Source organism: Pseudomonas sp. B26(2017), from assembly GCF_002113045.1.
Lineage (GTDB): Bacteria > Pseudomonadota > Gammaproteobacteria > Pseudomonadales > Pseudomonadaceae > Aquipseudomonas.
In genome coordinates this window covers 88501-105564 of the sequence record NZ_NEJJ01000019.1, presented here as the reverse complement: position 1 = coordinate 105564, position 17064 = coordinate 88501, and the positions used below count along the sequence as shown (strand labels likewise).

Genomic DNA, 17064 nt, shown 5'->3' with positions numbered 1-17064 from the left:
AAATGTATCACCAACTTCTGTCGCGCGGCACTGGCAACTTTTAGGATTAATGCCATGAGCCGAATCGCTCTCAGTCCTCTGGAACGGGCGCAGCGGGAAATCCTGCCGCTCGATTTAGCGCTGTACCACGCTGCCCGCGATTATCCGGGCGGGGCTGCTGCCATCGCAGCCACCACCGGCCGTAACCCGACCACGCTGCAACACAAACTGTCGCCGACCCACCCGAGCCACTCCATCAACATTCAGGAATTCGGCGAGATCCTCGAACTGACCAAGGACCGCCGCATTCTCGATGCGGTGCATGCACTGGTCGGCGACACGGTCTGGCAGGAGCTGGCCGACACCTACACCAACGACATGCCCGAAACCCTGACCACCGGTATCGCCGAGTACTTCCGCCAGGTCGCGAATCTGGCCGAGACCTGGGCCAAGAGCATCGGCGACGGCGTGGTGACCGATCAGGAACTGGCCGCGATTCGCCTGCAAGTGTTCCGGGGTATTCAAGGGCTGCTGGGGTTGTTCAACCGCGCCACCTACGTCAACCAGACGACGCGAGGTGCGGACCGTGGCTGACATCGCCGATTTCGCCAACGACCTGGTGCAGGAACGTATCGATCAGGCCATGGCCGCGCGCCGCGCTGCCAAAGCTGAAAGCGCTGCCCATTCCTTGTTGTTCTGTGAGGCCTGTAACGACCCGATCCCGGAAGCACGCCGTCTGGCTCAACCGGGTTGCTCGCAGTGCATCAGCTGCCAATCCCTGTCTGAACGGGGTATTCAGCATGCTCGATGAAGTATTGGGCCAATTCGCCGATTACGGTCTTGAGCCAGCGCAACCGCTGGTGTTCGGCAAGCTGACCCGCTGCAAGACATCCCAGGACAAGGGCAAGGAAAAGAACGGCTGGTACGTGGTTCACGAGCAGCGTACGGAGAAGGGCGACACGCTGATCTTCGGCGCCTTCGGTGACTGGCGTTCGGGCGAGACACAGAAGATCAAGGTCAAGGCCGGTCGCATGTCGCCGGAAGAACGCGAAGTGATGCGTGCCCGCCAGGAAGAAGCCAAGCGCCGCGCCACCGAAATCGCGAATAACGCTGCGCGGCGGGCCGCGAAAAGAGCGCAGGGTTTGTTCGAGCGCATGCCGACCACTGGGCGCAGCGATTATCTGGACCGCAAGCAGATCGTTGGCATCAACGTGCGTTACGCACCGCGCACCGGCGCCGTGCTGGTTCCGATGAAGAACGCTCGTGATCAGGTCATGGGCCTGCAGGTGATCTTTCCAAACAAGCAGGAAGACACCGGCCGCGACAAATCCTATTGGCCTTACGGCATGGCGAAGGAGGGCACCTTTCACTTGCTCGGTCCGCACCCGGAGCCGGGTGAACCGGTGTTGGTGTGTGAGGGTTACGCTACCGGCGCCAGCCTGCACATGGCGACCTCGCTGGCCGTGGCGGTGGCCTTCGACGCCGGTAATCTGTTGGCCGTGTGCAAGGCCATGCGTGAGCGTTTTGCAGGTTGCCCGCTGATCATCTGCCGTGACGATGACTGGAAGACCAAAAAGCCCAATGGCGATGCGTGGAACCCCGGCGAAGAAAAGGCCGGCAACGCCGCGTTGATCGTCGGTGCCCAGGTGGTTGCGCCGACCTTCTCGGTCGAGCGTCACGACAAGTGGACCGACTTCAACGACCTGCACGTCGCCGAAGGTTTGGACGCGGTTCGCCGACAAGTGCTCGCGGTTGTGCGTCCACCGGCGGCGGGTGGCTGGAAAGATCAGCTCGCCCGCAGTGAAAGCGGCGCCCTGATCGCGCACATGCAGAACGTCGAATTGATCCTCGCTCACGACGAACGCTGGGCTGGGGTGATCAGCTACTGCGCCTTCAGCTCGAAGATCGTCAAGCTGCGTGCAGCGCCGTATGGCGGTGGTACCGGCGAGTGGGCCGACATCGATGACGTGCGGGTGATGAAGTGGCTCGCACAGCAGTACAACCTGCGCGTGAAGTCCTCGCACGTGATCGAAGCGGTCAGCGTCGTGGCCCACGACCACGCCTTTCACCCGGTGCGCGAGTACCTGAATAAACTGGAATGGGACCGCGTGCCGCGTCTGGACCGCTGGCTGACCGATGTGATGGGAGTGAAGGAAACCGACTACACCTCCAAGGTCGGTAAACGCTGGCTGCTCTCGGCCGTCGCACGGGTGATGAGACCTGGCTGCAAGACGGACTCGGTGATGATCCTCGAAGGTGTACAGGGCGCCGGTAAGTCGACCGCCATGAGCGTGCTCGGCGGTGATTGGTTCATGGACACGCCGTTTTCCCTTGGCGACAAGGACGGCTTTCAGGCGATTCGCGGCAAGTGGATCGTCGAGCTCGGCGAGTTGGACAGCTTCAACAAGGCCGAGAGTACCAAGGCCAAACAGTTTTTCTCCGCCTCCACCGACACCTACCGCGAGAGCTACGGCCGCAGAACCCTGGACGTGCCACGCCAGTGTGTCTTCGTCGGGACCACCAACCAGGACGAGTACCTCAAGGATGCCACCGGCAACCGCCGGTATTGGCCGGTGGCTTGTACCAAGGTCGACGTGGCACTGCTGCGGGAGATCCGCGATCAGCTGTGGGCCGAAGCGATGTTCTGCTTTGAGGCCGGCGACCTCTGGTGGGTCACGCGAGAGGAAGCGCCGATGTTCAGCGAGGAACAGGACGAACGTTTTGTGGTGGACGAATGGGAGACACCGATTCTGACCTGGCTCGAAGAGTCGCAGATCGGCGAGACCACCACCGGCAGTGAGGTGATGAATCAGGCGCTCAAGCTCGATCCCGGTCACTGGGGCAAACCCGAGCAAATGCGTGTGGGTGCGATCCTCCATCGGCTGGGCTGGCGACGGTTCCGCTTGGGTGCCTTGAGCAAGAGCGGCCAGCGGCCGTGGGCGTACAAGAAACCCGAACATTGGGGCAGGGCGCCTGCGCTAGAACAACCTGCGTTTGAGGAGCCGTGCTTCGATGATTAAGGCAATCGACATGGCCCTCAAGCAATGGGCGCAGGAGCTGCACAGCGACGAGGTAGCCGCCGGTTACTCGGGCGGCAACATGGTGGCGATGATGATGGAAAGCGGGGGGCAACTCGTACGCGGCAGGCGCGGGAGCCGGGTACCGTTGGAAGCCTCACTGGACATCGAGCGCATCGTCAAGAAACGCCTCGATCCCGAGCTGATGACCGTGGTCAAGGTGCATTACTTCCAGCCCGATGCGCCTCTGGCAGCACGTCTGGAGTGTAGTGGCTGCACGCGCAACCTCTACTACCAGCGTCTGCATGACGCCCACATCGTGGTCGAGCACTTCCTCCTGGGGGAAGCGGCTTGATCGTGGACACAACTCTGACTCACGCCGTCCCACCGGCCTGCTTCCGTCCCACCGCTTTTTGCGGTGGTGGGACGGGCGCAGGCCACGTCGTTGTTGGGCTGTCCCACCGTCCCACCTTTTTCATGCCTCCCGCCCGTGTGTGCGTAGCGGGCACAGGTACGCGCGTTTACGCGCACGCGTGCTTTTTAAATTTCTTTCTATACACGAGAAAAGAGAGAAAGAAGTAGGACGGTGGGGCAAAGCCCCAATCTGCGGGGCTTTCAGACGTCCCACCTTGTTTTAGAGAGGTGGGACGCATGGGACGCCGCTAAAACAACAGAAGCAAAAGCCAGCCGGGTTGAGATATTCACTGACATTCACCAGCCGTTCACCGGGCGTCACCCACACATTCACCGGATGGCATTAAACCGGTCTTGCTGCCACCAGAATCGACCTGTAAAAAGGGGCCATCTTCGATGGGTGCGACCGCAAAGCGCGGCAGGCCACCCACCACCTGACCCGGCCAATGCGCCGGGTCTTTTTGTTTAAGGGGCAGGGCAGTGACGAACGAACAACAGGCACTGGCAGAGATGCCGATCTGGTTGGTGATTGCCCTGTCATTGGTGGGTGGCGTGTCCGGCGAGATGTGGCGCGCTGACAAGGATGGGGCGCGAGGCTGGGCGTTACTGCGGCGCCTCGCACTTCGCTCTGGCGCCTGCATCGTCTGCGGCGTGTCAGCGATGATGTTGCTGTTCGGCGCGGGCCTGTCAATCTGGACGGCGGGCGCCCTGGGTTGCCTGACCGCGATGGCAGGCGCCGATGTCGCCATCGGCTTGTACGAACGCTGGGTCGCCAAACGGCTGGACGTGAGCGAGGCTGAGCCAAAGGCATGAGCCGGACAGGCCAGGTAGGGCGTCGATTTTTCCGGGTCCTCCCTGAGGGCGCCCCCTACACGGGTTAGCGAACTCGCGGAATCTCTCTAGCTGAAACCTTCGCAGGGATGTCCGTCTTTCCAAAGGGAATGGGGCAGGGCATGGCAGTCGACCGACCGGACCGGGCAGAAACCCGCCGGGGACCCTGGGGATATTCAAAGGACACGGGGTCGGAAACCCGCGGGATCGCGTTAGCGGCAGGCCCGCCAGCTTACTGAAATTTCAACCCACTGAAATCTTGAAAGGATTCATTGAAAAGCCGCTGAAAAGGAGGGCTTATGAACACAGCCACGTACCTGTCCAAGAGCGCCTTCGCGGCGCACATTGGCCGGTCACCGAGCTACATCACCTGGCTGAAAGAGAACGGGCGACTGGTGCTGTCGCCCAACGGCAAGCAGGTCGATGTGCAAGCCACCGAGGCGCTGATCCGCGACACCGCCGACCCAAGCAAGGCTGCCGTCGCTGCGCGCCACCAACAGGAACGGCTCCAGCGCGATGTGTACAGCCACGTCTCAGCCCAATCCGAGCCGACTAACACGGCTGCGCCGCCGCCCGCTGATCAGGCCCAGGGCCAGTCTCCGGACTTCCAAAAAGCCCGAGCGCATCGCGAGCATTACCTGGCGCGGATGGCTGAGATGGAGTTTCGCAAGGCCCAGGGCGAACTGGTGGAAATCAGCTTTGTGCAGAAGGCGGCGTATGAAACGGCACGTTCGCTAAACCAGTCGCTGATGAGTCTGTCGCCGCAATTGGCGCCGCAGCTAGCTGCGCTATCAGATCCATGGGAATTGGAGCGGCAACTGACCGCTGCGATACGCCAGCGGCTTAACGAAGCAGCTCAAGTGTCCAGTGACGACTTCGGATTTGCGTTGAGCGAAGCCTAACGATAGACGCGCTAACTTGAGGTCACTCGATTGTCATCGTGCTTGAGTGCATTCAGCAATCCTCAGTCATTCAAACGCATATACGGAACGCCGATAGTCTTCCTATTGGACTTTTCTTACGCCCAGGCATGAAGCGTGCTGTGTTGCTTTGTGCCAACGGCCTCATTTTTTAGAGCACATTCTGAATTCCAGGGCTGCTTGACTGGGATGGTCTGATACGCTTTCGGGAAGACTAAGGAGTCGTTGATCCAGGGAAGCATACTCGCTACATTTCCGAATGCTCTCCGAGATCTGAATCGACAAATTCGTTGGCTCGATCCAAATCAAGCCCAGATCAAACAGTGTATGAATGTCCGACCGTAGTAGTAGCCCGTTCGAGATCACATCCGTATGATCACCCTGGTAGGGGTGGATGTGCGCGGCCTCAAGCGCCGGTTCAACTTCGCACCCCGTTATGGCACATCTACTTTTGTAGGCTTTCAGTAACATGGTCCTAAAACGAGTCTGGCCACGTCGCTGAACGATGGCGGCGAAAGTCCGCTCGCGAGAGTCCGTGACGTCCGCAGGATCGAACGTACCTTGGGTGACCAACTTACGCTCCATCTCATTGAGATCAGCATCGAAACTATCGGTGCGTTCGCGTTTTAAAACGAATGAGGTAGGTTTCGAGCCAGAAGCGTCCTCATAACAGAAAGCGCCTTCGTATCGGAAACCCGCGCCGGAGTACTCTTTTTTCGTCCGGCGATGAAAGACCAACAACTCCAACCCCAGTTGCTTATGCTTAAGAATGAGATGGTCAGTACGCCCCTGGAGCTGACCTTCCATGCGCAGCGTGTCATTCGTAAGGGTATCAACGTACGGGGTTCGGTCAGATGTCTTCTGCTCAGTCACAAATAACCAAACCGAATCGTATCCCTTGGGACGAAAGATGCCGTTTTTGAGAGTGGCATCTTTGATTCCGAAAAGCTCGCTGAGATCATTTCTTGTGTAGATCATGCCAGGCTTTAGTCGCGTTGATGACAGGTTTTCCATGTGGTGTTCGGCTCTGTTGATGATCGTAAAAGCAAATGTGCTGGTCCTTTTAGCCTCGGACGTTGAGTCTACATTTGCTTCCGGTATGCATACGACCCATGCACATTAAGCAGTACCGTCTGGGTCAAACGCATGATCGCTTTCTGACTGTCGTACGGGCCTGCACTGGGCGCCCATTCATGATTCGGAGAAGCTTTGTTCGGTGTTGGAAGCGGAGAGGAAGGCGTGTGGATTAGTTCTACGGCAAGGTATGGCTATCGAAGGTCTTGATGCAAGAAAACGAAGGATTAGCGAGCCTGTCGCGTCACATATGCGCATTAGGATACTCTCCTCGCGTTCGCTTAGCTGTATCAGCAACTGTCTGCAGCGGCAATAGGGTACTGCCAAGCTATTAATTACAGGAGTTCAAAATTGAATAGCCGTTCGCGTAGGACGCCAGCAAGACGGGACAGTGTCCGGAAGGTGGCGCTAGTGACATTCACACTCGTAGTTTTGATTGCGGTGGTTGCCGTCTCAGCAATCGTTCAAAATCGAGGGTTTAGTGTTGAAGTAACTCCCAAACAGATAGGCTTGACGTTGCAACCAGCAGAGCAACCCAGCCCCTCTATGTCCACTTACAATCCCTCCTCTCCCATCGTTACTGCACCTAGTGCGCATGTCGTAACTGAAGTCAAAGGACCTAACGGGTCGCGGGCTGCTGGTACCACTCCGAATAGCGCTATATCCACCCACGGCGCGGCTTCACCAATCGTGACCGGAGAAGGCGCTGTGGTTAAATCCACTGTCGATACACGGCCATGATGAACGAAAAAATTCGTTGTGCGTTGATGATGATTTCGATGCTTACATTGTCTCAGTTTGCTCTGGCGCAATCCCAGAACATGCAGACCACGGGGCCGTGCTCGTCGATTGTTACTGGTGCGGGCGCATCCGTCAGCAGCACTTGCATCGGCATCACGGAAGAAGTGCTGAAGCGTCTTAGCGGAACCACGGCTGTGAGCAACGGCCGCAAGCTTGTTGTAAGAGAAGCATGGCTCAGTCCAACTGTGATGTTTGGACAAACCAGCAATGGGCAAAAGATAAATGAGCAGGTCTACATCACAGTCCGTGTCACAAATATTACGACGGCGCCAATGCTATTGACGGCCGCTAAATGGGAGATTGTGCAGGCGAGGAATTTGTCTAAGGGCGGCGCCTCATTCTTCTCCAAGAATTTGTTGTGGCCCGTGATTTCGATGAGCGAGCCGATCAAAATCGATGCTGGTGAGCAGGTTGACGTCGAGTTCGCTGAGGGACTAGAGCTGAATGGGATGGCAAGCCGCATTCGTAAGAACCGAGATATAGACACTGCTTATACGTTGCCTGGGAGCCCCATGCGGATCAATGGCGACCGATACGTCGATTGGTTCGCCGAGCAGATGGGCCTGCTGTACGGCGACAAGGCCAAGCTGCGACTCACGCTCTATGAGGGCGACTACAAAGCTGCCGCCAGCGTTCTGGTGCCACTTAGCCAGGGCGTGAATTTCTTCTACCATGGAGAAGCGGTAGATCAAAAAGGAAACGTTCAGTACGCGCCTCGCCTGGCTTACGATGCCTTTCTGGGTCAGTACCTCGAAATGCGTGAAAAGATGGAGCCAGGGTTTCGTATAAACACTCCGCCGACGAGGGTCATCGAGGTAATACCCGATCCTAACGTTTGGGGTAAGCAAAGGTATCGGGATCTCGGAGTTCAAGAGCAGCCGGAGGAGTAACGTGCTGCGTTGGAGCTTAGGGATCAAGCTGCTGGAGAACTTCATCAGCTTTAAGTCTGGTTGCCCAGACTTAAAGCTGAAACTCTTGGTGATGATCGGCCGCTCTCATGAAATTCCATTTAGAAAATTTCCTGTCGCCCAACCTGTCGAGAAGCCTTCTGCGCGAATCGATAACCGTATCGTCAGTGACCCAGCGCTTTTAGCCATGGCATCAACGACCGCCATCAATAGCTCGCAGACTCCACACCTCAGTCGGAGCACGAGACTCATTTCTTTTTGGGTTACCTTGCGGTGTTCGTTAGGATTCCAGTAATCTACCAACAGGCACATTCGGTAGGTGCCCGCCGTCCACTCTGGCAAAGCAATAGCGCTATCGTGATTTCACCCGTTTCATACCAACCCTGTATTGGGTTCTCGTAGTGGACAACAGGCCCAGCCTTTGGAGGCTGATATGCAACAGGCCCTTACTTTCGCTGACGTACAAAGCGTCAAGCACCTCGCGAAAAAACTCAAACAAGCGCATCCTGAACTGCCGCACGGTAAGCGACTCAATCTCGCCGCGGCTGAGCTGCTCGGTGTTCGAAACTATCACGAGTTGAACCGCCGGTTTCAGGCAGTGATCGATCAGTACCTGGATTCACCAAGTGGTCCCAATGCAGTCGCGCATTGCCTGTATTGTGATTTCCGATTCGCTGCTGATCTCAAGGGTGATCAGCGGGAGCACCGCGAGAATCATGAGCGGATCATGGAGGTTCACGAGATCACTGGCTACCGCCCGGGTACGTATGTGGAGCGCGAAGCCATGAAAACGGATGGCTACACTAAGGCGCGCAGTCCCGGTTCTCTGGAGGATCGGATTGACGGGGCACTGTTGATTTTGCGCGGGTGGTTTGATCGTTCATATCACCGCGCTATCGATGCAGGCCAATGGCGTAAGCACCCATCCTTCGAGACATACGTGGCCTTGATGGTCCCGTATATAGAAGGGATTTTTCCTGAATTGGCTCCCTCTCTGGCACAGCGCTACGGTCGTACGCCTGGCGTGATTGCGCACGGCCAGACCAACTGGCCGCTGCAATAGTTCGCAAAATTAGACCCAGCTCTAGCTGGGTCTTTTATGCTGTAAGTTTCGCCAACAGAACCTCCTTCCTGGACGGCAGTCCTCAGGGCGGAGGGTGCTTCATCCATACATGTACAAAAGGTCGTCGATCAGTTCAAGCTCCTGTTGTGTGTACTGAGCTTTGTTGTACCGCCTAATGTCCTCAAGCACACCTCTGATAGGAACTTGTCGAGTAGGGTCCTGAACAATTTCAATCAGGCGGTCGTAATCCGGGTCACGTCCCTTGAGGTATTTTTCAATCAGTTCTTTGAGCGCTACGCGCGCTTCTAGATCGGTCAGCACTGTTACTTCTCCGGCAAAATCGTGACTTCATCCACTTTGATAACAGTGGGATTACCAGGTTTGGGGATGAGTTGCTGCGCACCGCCAGTACCGTACTCAGGATACGCTTTGGTGAACGGTTCCAGATTAGGACCTTTCCCACCAAGCTCGTACGGCACTGTAGCGTTGGGCACACCATCTTTGTAGAGCTGAAGCGTGTCAAACTTCAAACGTAGACGCCCATCACTCCATGCCGGATCCGGGTCAGCCGCAGTAACGTGCTTCGGTGCTCGTACTTGGAAGGCTTCCGTTGCCGCGTCCCCCGTCTCGAATTTTTCAAATCCAAAATACGACAGCCGAGCTTCCTGAGTGTTGATCGTGTTCTGTGCGTGAGTGTTTACGGTTCCGTCAGCATTCTTGTAGCCCATGTATCGATACCCTGTCGCAGGTAAAGTCGAGTCCGGCCCAGATGGTCCGACATAGAAATCTGGTTTCGACTCCATGACTGCTGGTGGAGTGACGTCTCCCGTTTTTACGCTGGAGTCTGCGAGGGTAGGGGTGGTGCTCGGAGAAGATGTACTTCCAGGTTTCGGGCAGTTCGCAGCGGGTTTCAACGGTGCCTTTTTCGCGACGCCAGATGCCGCCCTGGTAATCGCTCTAAACATCAGGCCTAGCGGGTCGACCCATCCAGTTGGATTGGGGGCGTATTGGTAGTTGTTCAGGCCGCCCGCAAGCTTGACTGGATCGGGTGTCAGAAACCGTCCTGTATTAGGGCTGTAGTAGCGATGGCGGTTGTAATGAAGTCCCGTCTCTGGGTCGAAATATTGGCCTTGAAAGCGTAGCGGGTTATCGATCTCCGCGACATCCAGCACAGCCAGGTTTCCATAGGCCCGATATTTGGCCGACCACATGATCGCGCCGCTGTAGTCGGTGAGTTCCTGCGGCGTGCCCAGATGATCAAGTTGGTAGTAGAACGGCGTGGCTTTGAGTGGACCTTCGCCGTCGAGCATCGCCAAGGGGCGAAAGCTGTCCGGCTCATAGACATAAGTGCGGTACCGATTATCACCACTTTCTACGACCAGGCGTTCGCCTTGCCAGAGGAATTCGGTGGTGTGGCCATCGACTGTTTTCTCGATACGTCGTCCGAAGGCATCGTACTTGTAGGTCGCGACACTACCACCCGGTAGGCTGACGCCTATCAAGCGATGCTGGCAGTCATAGCGGTATTCAGTGACGAGTTTCTGCCCGGTACCTCGGCGCTCGCGAATCAAATTACCGTAGGCATCGTAGTCATAGTGGCGGTCACCCTGCATCAGCAGGCGGTTGCCTTTGACGCTGGCAAGGTTGGCAGTGCCTTCGTTGTTCTGGCCCAGCAAATTGCCGGCGGGGTCGTGCGCGAAGCTCTCCGGTGTTGCACCCCGAACGCTGGTCAGGCGATCCAGCGGATCGTAGTGAAAGGTGCGGATACCTTTAAGGTTGTCGTTGATACCTGCTAGGTTGCCCGCCGCGTCATAGCTATACCGGCGCTGCAGCAGGACGCTATCACGCTGGCTGACGTTGTGGGCACGCAGTCGACCTTGATCGTCATATTGATACTGGCTCAACAGCAGGCCCTGCTGACGTTGCTGTTCACGACCAGCTTTGAACTGGTGAGATGTGAGGCGAGAGCCGTTGAGGTCAATGCTGCTGAGATTGCCGCCGGGCAAACGGCGATAGTCGAGCTTGCTACCGTCTGGAAGACGGCAATGCTTGAGTTGTCCGACGCTGTCGTATTCGTAGCGTAGGGTGCCCCAGCCCTGGTGCTCGGTGATCAATCGATCCTGAGAGTCGTATTCATAAGCCAGTGGCCAGTGACCGTCATCGACGTTGACCAACCGACCAAGAGCGTCATAGCTGTAGTGAATTTCTTCTCCATCAGCCAGCGTCTTCACGAGCAACCTGCCAGCGGAGTCACGCTGGTATTCGGTGACCAATTCGCTACCGTCGTCGCCGCACTCTGTTTTTTTCAGCAGATTGCCATTCAGGTCATATTCGTAGGCAGTACGGCGACCATCGAATCCCGTTTCCTGCTGTATCAATCCGCTCGAGTAGTAGTCCAGTCGATAATGCTCACCTCGTTCGTTTTCGATCTCAGTCAGCAGCAAGCGGGAATTGTCGTAGCGATAGCGCAGCTCACTGCCGTCTGGGTTGATTCGGCGGCTGACAAGTTGGAGGTTATTGGCGTATTCGTAGCGGGTGATCCGGCCCAGTTCATCGCGCTCGGCTGTAACCTTGCCGTAGGCGTTGTAGGTGTAAGTCCGGGTTCCACCGCCAGGCTGTGTGGTCTGCGTCAAGCGACCAGCCGCATCCCATTGGTAATGGGTGATGGTGCCGTGTTCGTCCTGGCGGGTGATCTGACGACCCAGTGCGTCGTAGCGGTATTTACGCCGACCACCATCAGGCAATGCTTCTTCGAGCAATTGGCCCAGTCCATTCCAGGTCAGCTGATGTCGCCCACCATCTGGATGAGCGATCTCCAATACGCGACCTTGGGCGTCGTATCTGTAGTGTGTTTCGCTACCGTCTGGATCGGTCTGGCAGGTGATATCGCCTTGGCTATTTCGCTGGTACTTCCAGCATGCTTTGCCGCGAAGGATCTCGCTCACAAAGCCATGTTGATATTCGTAGAATGTCGGTGAATCTTCAGGAGGAATAACAACGGCGAGCAGGCCGGCGTCGTTGTAACGGTATTCGGTTATTGCACCAAGAGGATCCTTTTCTTCAATCAGCCGACCTTTGTCGTCATAGGCTTTCTGAGTTTCAGCACCGTCCGCAGCGATCTCGCTGATGAGTCGAGCATTTTCGTCATGCACATAAACTTGCTCGCTCCCATCCGCGTTTGTAACGGTAACCTTGCCGGCATCGTCCCACGCGTACTGTGAATCCATCTGCGAAAAGCTGGCCCAGTGACGGATGCTGCGCGACGATTTACCTTCGTTTTCCCACTCCCAAAAGAAGCTTGCTCCGCCGGCTAGTTGTCGTTCCAGGATGACGTGCTGGTCGTTGTACCGGTAGTGCTCAGTTTCACCTGCAGCGTTGGTGGCGCTGACAAGTTGACCTTGCGCGTTGTACCGATAGGTCACCAGCGTTTGTACGGTGACCCACGGCTCCTGCCGTTGGCCCTGATCCGTGTATTCGGCGCGCCGCTGCTGGTAATCCACAGCAACGATATGACGGTCCTCATGGCGGAGGAGCAGTGAGCGTCCCGCGTTGTTGTCGATACGCTGGATACGGCCGGCGAAGTCGTAGCTCAACAGTAACTGGTTGTTGTAGGCGTCACTGATAGTGATCAAACGGCCCGCGCGGAAATGATAAAAGCGCGGATTCTGTCCGGCCTGAGTCAGGATCAGTTCGCCCGGTGTCGATCCCAGGAAAATGGCTGCTTTCGATAGGCTATTGGTGATAGCAGGGCGCTGCTGTGTCGGCATTGGAAATCGCGTGGTTCGATTTTCATTGTCCGTCCACAAGACGCCTTCATCATCCAGATCCAGTCGATGAGAAAGAGCGTGGCTCCATCCATAGCCAAGACGACTGTCGATCTCCACCGCGCTGGTGCGGTAAAGGCGCGTCCACTCCAACGGCAGCATACCGTCGAGTTCGCCATCGGTAAGCGTCAGTAGTTCTTCGCCGGTGACCATCGAGACTGGGCAGCCATTGGTGCAGGTATCTTGCGCAGGTGCCGCGCTTTTTTCATCGGGGTTCTTTGACTGTTTTGAGGCGTCATCAGGACGTTTTCCGTGTTCGATGGACGCATTACGTTTCCCATCGAAGCGCAGTTGCGCGACTCCTTTTTCTACTCGAGTCGCTACTCCGCGCGCGGCGACAGCGACGTATTTTCCGACGTAGCCCATGAAGCCTTTGATGATGGTGAACAGCGACTTCACAAATCCGGTAACAGCCTTGACGATGATCTGGCCGTACTTCGCTAAGCGCGCGGCCAGATAAAACAGTCCGGCACCTTCGGCTGCGACGGTCAGTACGACTGAAATCACGATGTCGATGAGAATTCCGAAAACGGCTGCAGATGTCATCTTCGCCGCTTGGCCTGCAGCTTGCGTCGGGGGTAATGCCGAAACCCAGATCGAAGCGCAATGCACCATTAGAAACAGCGCTGCCTCGTCGCTTGCGAGCAGCATGGCCTGCTTCATCACATCTGGTGCTTCTTGCGCTAGCTTGATCAGTTCCTCTGCGCCGGCCCCCAAGTCTTGTGCGAACTTCCCAGGGTTTTGAAGGATGTCCAGAGCCTTTGAGATACCATCCCAGACGCCTTTGATAGCTTCCCATCCACCTTCGAGAATGCCGACCCCAATCGCCATCGCTTTGGCTGACGTGCTTTGATTGGACCACTGCGGCTTGAAGCCTGCCCATTCCTTGCGCAGAAACCCTTCCAGATCGGCAGCCAAGCCGTCGTAGGATTTGAACAGGGTATCGATCTGCGTAGGCGTCACCTGATCGTGGACGTGAATTTTATAGGACTTTCCAGGCTGCCCCTGAAAGCTGCCTTTACCCTGTTTATCCAGAGTAATCGTCGATTTGGCGCCTCCATCCACTGCAATGATGTCGACCTTGATATCGCCGATAGGGATGTCGAAAACCGATTCAAACTTGCTCTCAATCAGCAGTGGACCTACAAGTGGACACTTGGCGACGTATGAAAAATCGTCATCGGTCATGCTGACAGATTTGCTAGAGTCGCCGGCCTTGATCACTCGCTCCATACCAAGCAGGGAGGGCATGTCTGCGGCTCGGCTTGCCTTGTCCGCAAGCTGCGCGTACCAGCTCTTGGTTTCTTCACGGTACAGCGTCAGGCTGTTCTTGAAGGCGTCCAGTTGTGCTTCGATAGTGGCAACGCGGTCCATCAGCCTTGCTCCATAATCAGGTGATCAAGCAGTGTTTCTTTAAGATCGTTCGGTGCATCCGGGCGGCGGACGAAGCGGGCGATTTTCAGTTTCAGGTTGCTTTCCGGCCAGGCGCTGTAAATATCCGGACGTTCTTCTTCCAGCCATTGCATGAGGTTGCTGATCAGTGTGGTCTGGTCGTCTTTCGCCAGCCGATCCAGCAGCGCTTTTGGCACCTCCCACCACGGCCAATCCTTCGCTTTCGGCACCACCCGCTGCCCCACCTCCAGCGTGCGCCCATTGATCAGATAGCGATCAAACACCGGCAACACTTCCCCAGCCTTGTCGCCCAGCCCCTCCAGAATCGGATGGATATGCCGTCCATCCCAGAACCGGAAAAACACTTCGGTCCCGTCTGGCATCTTCACCTGGGTCAAACTGCGCAGATGTTCGAAAACTTCGTTGGGTTCCGAGCGGGAGACCGCCAGCCAGCCCCAGTCGAGGGCGTCGGTTTCGGTGATCCAGGGCAGGAAGGCCGAGTTGGCCTTGAGTTCGGCGACGTAGGGCATCACCGGTTGCCAGGTGGAGTAGGGCGTTCCGCCCCAGACGGGAATGGCCTGCACGGACGGTTCGCTCTGATACAAGGCCTTGAGCGCTTCGGCATCACTGGCGGCGCTGATGACCAGATACAGACGTTCGTCTTTCTGCAGCGGCTGTTGCGCCAGCCAGTCTTTGGGTGTCAGTCGATTAGATGGCACAGGCACCTGCCTTGCATTTTTCACACTCTTCGCAGAACGGCGCATTGCGTTTAAGGGTGTTGATCTGGGCTGGAGTGAGGACTTGCCCAGCCTTGTCAGCATCAGCCTGTTTCAGTACGCCGGGCATCAGCGGAGCAGCGCCGGTGCCGCTACCGGGGCTGCCGCCGGAGTTCACGTTGATCGCCGGCCCACTCATGGTCACGCCACCGGCATCGATCTTGATGAAGCTCCCCCCACCGACCAGCGTCAGTTCAGCCCCGGCCTCCAGAACGACCTTCATCCCGCTGCTCAGGTGAATTTCCTGCCCCGCGTCGATGAATTGCCCGGTGCCGATCTTGATGTGCTGGTTCACGCCCACGGTCAGGTGGTCGTTGGCGCGGGCTTCGACTTTGCGGTCTTCGTAGACGGTGTGGTGTTCTTCGGCCTTGAATTCCGTGTAGCTGTTCTTTTCCACGACGTCGTGGCGTTCGTTGCCGACGCGGATTTTCTGGTCGTGTTCGATGTTCTCGTCCCAGTCGCGCTGGGCGTGGAGGAAGATCTGTTCCTGGCCTTTCTTGTCTTCGATGCGCAGTTCGTTGAAGCCGCCGCCACCCATCGAGCTCAAGGTCTTGAAGGTGGTGCGGGTCTTGTTCGCCGGCAGCGCGTAGGGGACGGTGTTTTCCTTGTGGTACAGGCAGCCGCTGATCAGCGGCTGATCGGGGTCGCCTTCAAGGAAGGTGACCAGCACTTCCATGCCGATGCGCGGGATGGCGATGCCGCCGTACTGGGCGCCGGCCCAGGCGCTGGAGACGCGCAGCCAGCAGCTGGTCTTGTCGTCGGCCAGGCCGTCGCGGTCCCAGTGGAACTGGACTTTGACGCGGCCGTATTCGTCGCAGTGGATTTCCTGGCCTTGCGGGCCGGTGACCACGGCGCTCTGGCTGCCGAGGATGCGCGGTTTCGGGTGGCGCAGGGCCGGGCGGTTCGGCACGTCCCACGGGGTGGCCTGGAAGCGGTTGCGGTAACCCTGATGGAAATCGTCTTTGAGCGCGGTGGTGTCACTGGTCACCGACTCTTCCAGCACCTGCGGCTGCTTGCCTTCGTGGTGGACTTCGGTGAGCAGCCACAGGTCATTCCACTTGGCTTTCGGGTGTTCTTTCAGCGCGAGGAAATGGCCGCTGACCAGCAATGGCTGATCGCTGCGACCCTCGGCGAGCTGGAAGTCGCTGCGGTGGCGTTCGAGGGCGCGTTTGGCCAGGTGCTTGCCGCGCTCGCGGTCGATGAACCGGCCCGGATAGTCATAGTCTTCGAGGTCGGGCAGGGCGTCGCCACGGTTTTCGCTTTCAAGGGTGATGCGCGGTTTTTCGAAATCGTAGTCGCGGCGCGTGGTGCGGCTGGTGCGGGTTTCCAGGCGCAGGTCGAAACGCTTGATCGCCGGGTTGCTGGCGACCATGCCGGTGTCCTGCTGATAGGCCACGGGCGCGAGTTTCGGGAACACGGTCTGGTCATCGCCGAACACCAGTTTGTGGCCGGTCGCGCTGTGCTGGAAGTGGTAGTGAATGCCTTCTTCTTCGCACAGGCGCTGGATGAAATGCAGATCCGATTCGTCGTACTGCACGCAGTAGATACGCTCGGGGTAGATCGAGCCGGTCTGGAACGCGTAGGCGTTGCCCTGGATGCCGTGTTCTTCCAGCACCGCGCTGATGATTTTCGGCACGCTGAGGTTCTGGAAGATGCGCTGGTTGATGCGATGGGCGAGGTACGCCAGTTGCGGGCGCAGGGTCACGGAGTAGCGGGTCAGGCGCTTGCCGGAGTCGCCTTGCGCGGCGCGGTAGATCAGGCCGTGAATGCCGCTGCCGTCAGGCGACAGCTGCAAAAAGGCCGGTTTGTGCAGCAGGGTTTCGAGGTCCAGCGACGGCTGCTCACTGACCAGCTCCACCTCGAAGACGAAAGGCTGGCTGATGGCTTCCCGGCCGGTGAGGGTGAACACCTGAAAGTCGGCGGAAAGCCCTTCGATGGTCAGGGCAAAATGGGTTTCATTGGCCGGCGCGAACATCCCTTGTTCCTCGTGCTGTACAGCGGCGCTCGTCGACGCCGGCAAAAAAGCGGGTCAACGTACGCGAAATTCTGGAGGGGCGTAAACAAC

Annotated in this window: 13 protein-coding genes; 8 read left to right on the top strand and 5 right to left on the bottom strand. The window is 57.5% G+C overall.

The window, feature by feature from the left end; genetic code table 11:
- Nucleotides 1-54: 54 nt before the first annotated feature.
- The 6 genes from CAF79_RS24800 to CAF79_RS24775 all read left to right on the top strand — a co-directional run bounded on the left by CAF79_RS24800 (nt 55) and on the right by CAF79_RS24775 (nt 5143).
- Nucleotides 55-573 carry a phage regulatory CII family protein gene (locus CAF79_RS24800; RefSeq protein ID WP_085700749.1) on the top strand — a complete coding sequence of 173 codons (519 nt, stop codon included), beginning with the start codon at nt 55-57 and terminating at the stop codon, nt 571-573.
- Nucleotides 566-790 carry a TraR/DksA family transcriptional regulator gene (locus CAF79_RS24795; protein ID WP_085700748.1) on the top strand — a complete coding sequence of 75 codons (225 nt, stop codon included), beginning with the start codon at nt 566-568 and terminating at the stop codon, nt 788-790. Before CAF79_RS24800 ends, CAF79_RS24795 begins: the two co-directional genes overlap by 8 nt.
- On the top strand, nt 780-2999 hold the full coding sequence (locus tag CAF79_RS24790) for a VapE domain-containing protein (RefSeq protein WP_085700747.1): 2220 nt from the start codon (nt 780-782) through the stop codon (nt 2997-2999). The genes CAF79_RS24795 and CAF79_RS24790 overlap by 11 nt, the downstream gene beginning before the upstream one ends.
- Entirely contained in the window at nt 2992-3351 is a 360-nt protein-coding gene (locus tag CAF79_RS24785) for a hypothetical protein (protein WP_085700746.1), read from the top strand. The genes CAF79_RS24790 and CAF79_RS24785 overlap by 8 nt, the downstream gene beginning before the upstream one ends.
- A gap of 539 nt (nt 3352-3890) precedes the next feature.
- The gene (locus CAF79_RS24780) at nt 3891-4223 is read left to right on the top strand and encodes a phage holin family protein (protein WP_085700745.1); all 333 of its coding nucleotides are present in this window, start codon (nt 3891-3893) and stop codon (nt 4221-4223) included.
- Nucleotides 4224-4540: 317 nt separating this feature from the next.
- Nucleotides 4541-5143 carry a terminase small subunit gene (locus CAF79_RS24775; protein ID WP_085700744.1) on the top strand — a complete coding sequence of 201 codons (603 nt, stop codon included), beginning with the start codon at nt 4541-4543 and terminating at the stop codon, nt 5141-5143.
- Between the two features lie 162 nt (nt 5144-5305).
- Here CAF79_RS24775 and CAF79_RS24770 read toward each other — a convergent pair whose 3' ends face one another.
- Nucleotides 5306-6175, bottom strand: coding sequence for an HNH endonuclease (locus CAF79_RS24770; RefSeq protein WP_085700743.1), 870 nt, complete (start codon nt 6173-6175; stop codon nt 5306-5308).
- A 797-nt stretch (nt 6176-6972) separates the two neighbouring features.
- On the opposite strand from CAF79_RS24770, the gene CAF79_RS24765 reads away from it, so the two are divergent.
- Nucleotides 6973-7926, top strand: a complete 954-nt coding sequence (locus CAF79_RS24765) for a hypothetical protein (protein ID WP_256579489.1) — start codon at nt 6973-6975, stop codon at nt 7924-7926.
- 451 nt (nt 7927-8377) lie between these two features.
- On the top strand, nt 8378-9007 hold the full coding sequence (locus tag CAF79_RS24755) for a hypothetical protein (RefSeq protein WP_085700741.1): 630 nt from the start codon (nt 8378-8380) through the stop codon (nt 9005-9007).
- 99 nt (nt 9008-9106) lie between these two features.
- Here CAF79_RS24755 and CAF79_RS24750 read toward each other — a convergent pair whose 3' ends face one another.
- The 4 genes from CAF79_RS24750 to tssI are packed head-to-tail and all read right to left on the bottom strand — an operon-like array spanning nt 9107 to nt 16974.
- Complete coding sequence (locus CAF79_RS24750; protein ID WP_085700740.1) at nt 9107-9328, bottom strand: hypothetical protein; 222 nt, start codon at nt 9326-9328, stop codon at nt 9107-9109.
- A gap of 2 nt (nt 9329-9330) precedes the next feature.
- On the bottom strand, nt 9331-14205 hold the full coding sequence (locus CAF79_RS24745) for an RHS repeat-associated core domain-containing protein (RefSeq protein ID WP_256579488.1): 4875 nt from the start codon (nt 14203-14205) through the stop codon (nt 9331-9333).
- The gene (locus tag CAF79_RS24740; protein ID WP_085700739.1) at nt 14205-14942 is read right to left on the bottom strand and encodes a DUF4123 domain-containing protein; all 738 of its coding nucleotides are present in this window, start codon (nt 14940-14942) and stop codon (nt 14205-14207) included. The genes CAF79_RS24745 and CAF79_RS24740 overlap by 1 nt, the downstream gene beginning before the upstream one ends.
- Complete coding sequence (gene tssI / locus CAF79_RS24735) at nt 14932-16974, bottom strand: type VI secretion system tip protein TssI/VgrG (protein ID WP_085700738.1); 2043 nt, start codon at nt 16972-16974, stop codon at nt 14932-14934. Before tssI ends, CAF79_RS24740 begins: the two co-directional genes overlap by 11 nt.
- Nucleotides 16975-17064: the final 90 nt, after the last annotated feature.

What these genes read in the sequence shown, in the direction of transcription:
- CAF79_RS24800 (WP_085700749.1), top strand. Translation starts at nt 55, where the DNA reads ATGAGCCGAATCGCTCTCAGTCCTCTGGAACGGGCGCAGCGGGAAATC.
- CAF79_RS24790 (WP_085700747.1), top strand. Translation starts at nt 780, where the DNA reads ATGCTCGATGAAGTATTGGGCCAATTCGCCGATTACGGTCTTGAGCCA.
- CAF79_RS24785 (WP_085700746.1), top strand. Translation starts at nt 2,992, where the DNA reads ATGATTAAGGCAATCGACATGGCCCTCAAGCAATGGGCGCAGGAGCTG.
- CAF79_RS24775 (WP_085700744.1), top strand. Translation starts at nt 4,541, where the DNA reads ATGAACACAGCCACGTACCTGTCCAAGAGCGCCTTCGCGGCGCACATT.
- CAF79_RS24770 (WP_085700743.1), bottom strand. Translation starts at nt 6,175, where the DNA reads ATGGAAAACCTGTCATCAACGCGACTAAAGCCTGGCATGATCTACACA.
- CAF79_RS24765 (WP_256579489.1), top strand. Translation starts at nt 6,973, where the DNA reads ATGATGAACGAAAAAATTCGTTGTGCGTTGATGATGATTTCGATGCTT.
- CAF79_RS24755 (WP_085700741.1), top strand. Translation starts at nt 8,378, where the DNA reads ATGCAACAGGCCCTTACTTTCGCTGACGTACAAAGCGTCAAGCACCTC.
- CAF79_RS24745 (WP_256579488.1), bottom strand. Translation starts at nt 14,205, where the DNA reads ATGGACCGCGTTGCCACTATCGAAGCACAACTGGACGCCTTCAAGAAC.
- tssI (WP_085700738.1), bottom strand. Translation starts at nt 16,974, where the DNA reads ATGTTCGCGCCGGCCAATGAAACCCATTTTGCCCTGACCATCGAAGGG.